The organism is Aminobacter sp. P4_D5 (assembly GCF_056401815.1).
On sequence record NZ_JBFUIP010000305.1, the window covers coordinates 1 to 3,625 of the forward strand.

Below are 3,625 nucleotides of genomic sequence, written 5' to 3' on the forward strand. Positions count from 1 at the left end.
GCCCTGGGCCGCGATGTTGACACGCAAAAGGTCAAGCTTCGCGCCGATGTCGTAACAAAAGACCTCGAACACCCCTGGGGGCTCGCCTTCCTGCCCGATGGTGGCGCTCTCATCACCGAGCGGCCCGGCCGCATTCGCATCCTCACCAAATCTGGCCTGTCAAAACCTGTGGCAGGCGTGCCCAAGGTCGCGGTCGGCGGCGAAGGCGGGTTGCTCGACATCGCGATTGCGCGCGATTTCGAAAAATCCGGCACGATCTTTTTTGCCTATGCCGAGCCGGGCAAAGGCGGCGCAAGCACGGTGGTCGCCCGCGCCAGGTTGGTGCGCCACGGAGCCAATCCCCGCCTCGAAGAGATCAAGGTAATCTTCGCCGTCACACCGAAATCGCAAGCCAGCGTGCATTTCGGCTCGCGGATCGTCGTTAACGACGATGGCACGCTGTTCATCACCACAGGCGACCTTGGCCAGCGCGACCGCGCCCAGGATATGCACGACGCCGCAGGCGCGGTTGTCCGCATCAAGCCCGACGGCTCAATTCCCGCTGACAACCCCGCGCCCGACGGCAAGAAAATGGCGCCCGAGATATGGTCGAAAGGTCACCGCAACATCCAGGGCGCGGTCATCGATCCGGTGATGGGCGGCCTGATCACCGTCGAACATGGCGCCAAGGGCGGCGACGAGGTCAACCATCCCGAAGCTGGCAAGAACTACGGCTGGCCGGTCATCACCTACGGCGTCGACTACAACGGCAAGAAAATCGGCATCGGAACCGCAGCACCCGGCTACGAACAGCCGCTTTTTTACTGGGATCCTTCGATCGCCCCTTCAGGTCTTGCGAGCTATCAAGGGGAGATGTTCCCCGAATGGAAGGGCGACCTTATGGTCGGTGCGCTCAAATTCGAGCTGCTGAGCAGGCTTCACCGCGACTCCAAGGGCACGATCCTGAGTGAGGAGCGCATGTTCGAAGGCGCCTTCGGCCGCATCCGCGATGTCGTGGTTGCCCCCGATGGCGCGGTCTGGCTTTTGACGGACGAGGACRATGGCATGATCGTGCGCCTGTCGAGGGCGGATTAGGGCAGTAGCGAAATGAGCCTCACTGCCCTACCGCCTTATTGCCCTACTGCCTATTAGTTAGCCCCTCAAATACGCCTCGATGTTTTCCTCCAGCATGCCGTATTCGCGGCAGCCTTTGCCGCAGCGCTTTTCGATTTCCGATAGCTGCACGCGTGCGGCGGCAACGTCGCCGAGCATCAGATGGGCCTCGCCCATATATTCGCGCACCAGCGTGTAGTCGGGATTGTTGCGCAGCGCTTCCTGGTAATAGCCAAGGCCGACCAGCACGCGCCCTGCCTTGCGATGGGAATAGCCGAGATAGTTGAGAATGCGCGCGTCGGTCTTGTCGGCGGCAAGCGTCAGCACCTTGATCGCCTCGTCATACTTGCCGTTCATGGCAAGCGCGCGGCCGGTTTCATAGATGCTGTTGTCGTCGATCATGCCTGCCTTGGCAGGTTCGCACTTCTGCGTCTTCTTGTTGTAGATGAAACCAGCTTTGCACGCAGGCGGGGTCGAGCCACCGCTGTCGGCCGCTAGCACCGGCGCTGCAAACAACGGCAGCGCCACCACGGCACCTGCCACAAGCATCAGATATCGGGACTGCATCGCCACCTCCTGAGATTGCCCATACGTAAGCTAACGCATTTCGGTCGACGTTTCATCCAGGGTGAGATGCAATCGGCACTGAGGGACGGCGAGCAATCGTCGCCATCCCGCCGGAGTAAAGCCTCACCCCCTTCAGATAGGTCTCAATCTGTTCCGACAGCAGGCCGTATTCGCGGCAGCTCGTCCCGCAGCGCTGTTCAATTTCGTTCAGCTGCAGCCGCGCGCCGGCGACATCGCCAAGCGTCAGGTGAGCTTCGCCCAGGTATTCGCGGACGGGCATGTAGTCGGGATCGTTGAGGATCGCTTCCTGATAGTATCCCAACCCGACGAGAATCCGGCCGGCCTTGCGGTGGGAGTAGCCGAGATAGTTGAGAATGCGCGCGTCGGTCTTGTCGGCGGCAAGCGTCAGCACCTTGATCGCGTCGTCATACTTGCCGTCCATGGCGAGCGCGCGACCAGCCAGATAAAGGCTATTGTCGTCGATCATGCCCGCCTTGGGCCGTTCGCATTTTTTGGTTCTTGCGTTGTAGATGAGACCTGTACGGCATTTGACCTGGGTACTACCGCCGCCGCCTCCCCCACCGCCTCCGCCTCCTCCGCCTCCACCGCCGCCGTCAGCCGATAGGACAGGAATTGCGAACAACGGCAGAGACACGAGCGTGCTTGCCAGAAGCTTCAGATATCGGACTTGCATGGTTAACCTCCACCATTGGGCCCCTCGGCGAGGTCAACGCGCTGGCGGCGGCATTTCGTCCGGCCAGAGCACCAGAAACGATGAGCGCCCGCAGTTTTCGATTTCGACAGCGAAAGAACCGCGGGCGCGCCTGGGCTAGAATCCTAGGTCTTCACGTAGCTGTGGATCTGTTCCGACAGCAGGCCGTATTCGCGGCAACTGATACCGCAGCGATTGGCAATCTCGGTCAGCTGCGCCCGAGCACCCGCGACATCGCCAAAGGTCAGATGCGCTTCGCCGAGATATTCGCGGACGGGCATGTAGTTGGGATCGTTGAGGATCGCTTCCTTGTAGTAGCCCAAGCCGACCAGCGTTCGCCCGGCCTTGCGATGCGAATAGCCGAGATAGTTGAGGATGCGCGCGTCGGTCTTGTCGGCGGCGAGCGTCAAAACCTTGATCGCATCGTCATATTTGCCGTCCATGGCAAGCGACCGGCCAGCCAGGAACAGGCTCTCGTCGTCGATCATGCCGGCCTTTGGATGTTCGCATTTCTTGCTTCTGATGTTGTAGATAAAGCCCGTACGGCATTTGACCTGGCCGCCACCATTGCCGCTGAAGATACCGCCGCTGCCGAAGAGACTGCCGCCGCTGCCGCCGGACGTGCCATTTCCACTGCCACCGCCGCCGGACATGCCATTTCCACCGCCGCCACCACCGCCGCCACCACCGCCTCCTCCACCGCCTCCGCCTCCACCGCCTCCGCCACCGGACGAAAGCACGGGAGCAGCAAACAGCGGCAATGACACGAGCACACTTGCCAGGAGTTTCAGATATCGGGTTTGCATGGTTTAACCTCCACCATTGCGTCCCCTCGGCGAGGTCAACGCGCTGGCGTCGGCATTTCGTCCAACATCAGCCGCGGAAAATCAGCGCCGCTCCACCGGCGATCAAGGCAAAGCCCATCGCGTGGTTCCAGGTGATGCCTTACTTGAGGTAGAACACCGAGAAGATGACGAAGACGGAAAGTGTGACCACTTCCTGTATCGTTTTCAGCTCGGCTGCCGAATAAACCTCGTGGCCGACGCGGTTGGCCGGAACCGCGAGCCAGTATTCGAAGAAGGCAATCAGCCAGCTGAAAATGACGGCCGCATAGAGCGGAGCCGCCTTGAATTTGAGATGCCCGTACCACGCGAAGGTCATGAACACGTTGGATGCGATGAGCATCAAAACGGGAAGAACCTTGGGCGAAAGCAGCATAGCCATTGGGGAAATACCGGATGGAGGGGGGAGGAA

Annotated in this window: 4 protein-coding genes and 1 pseudogene; 1 reads left to right on the forward strand and 4 read right to left on the reverse strand. The window is 60.7% G+C overall.

Going from position 1 to position 3,625, the window contains the following annotated elements; translation table 11 throughout:
* Positions 1–3 precede the first annotated feature (3 nt).
* Positions 4–1,074, forward strand: coding sequence for a PQQ-dependent sugar dehydrogenase (locus tag AC1DWF_RS31020; protein ID WP_476842481.1), 1,071 nt, complete (start codon positions 4–6; stop codon positions 1,072–1,074).
* A 57-nt stretch (positions 1,075–1,131) separates the two neighbouring features.
* Here AC1DWF_RS31020 and AC1DWF_RS31025 read toward each other — a convergent pair whose 3' ends face one another.
* The 4 genes and pseudogenes from AC1DWF_RS31025 to AC1DWF_RS31040 all read right to left on the reverse strand — a co-directional run bounded on the left by AC1DWF_RS31025 (position 1,132) and on the right by AC1DWF_RS31040 (position 3,595).
* Complete coding sequence (locus AC1DWF_RS31025; protein WP_476782782.1) at positions 1,132–1,659, reverse strand: tetratricopeptide repeat protein; 528 nt, start codon at positions 1,657–1,659, stop codon at positions 1,132–1,134.
* 52 nt (positions 1,660–1,711) lie between these two features.
* Positions 1,712–2,146: a tetratricopeptide repeat protein gene (locus AC1DWF_RS31030; protein WP_476782783.1), complete on the reverse strand. Its 435-nt coding sequence runs from the start codon at positions 2,144–2,146 to the stop codon at positions 1,712–1,714.
* 350 nt (positions 2,147–2,496) lie between these two features.
* Positions 2,497–3,177 (reverse strand): tetratricopeptide repeat protein, encoded by a 681-nt coding sequence (locus AC1DWF_RS31035; protein ID WP_476782784.1) that lies wholly within the window; start codon positions 3,175–3,177, stop codon positions 2,497–2,499.
* 67 nt (positions 3,178–3,244) lie between these two features.
* Positions 3,245–3,595 (reverse strand): annotated as a pseudogene (locus tag AC1DWF_RS31040) (DMT family protein).
* Positions 3,596–3,625: the final 30 nt, after the last annotated feature.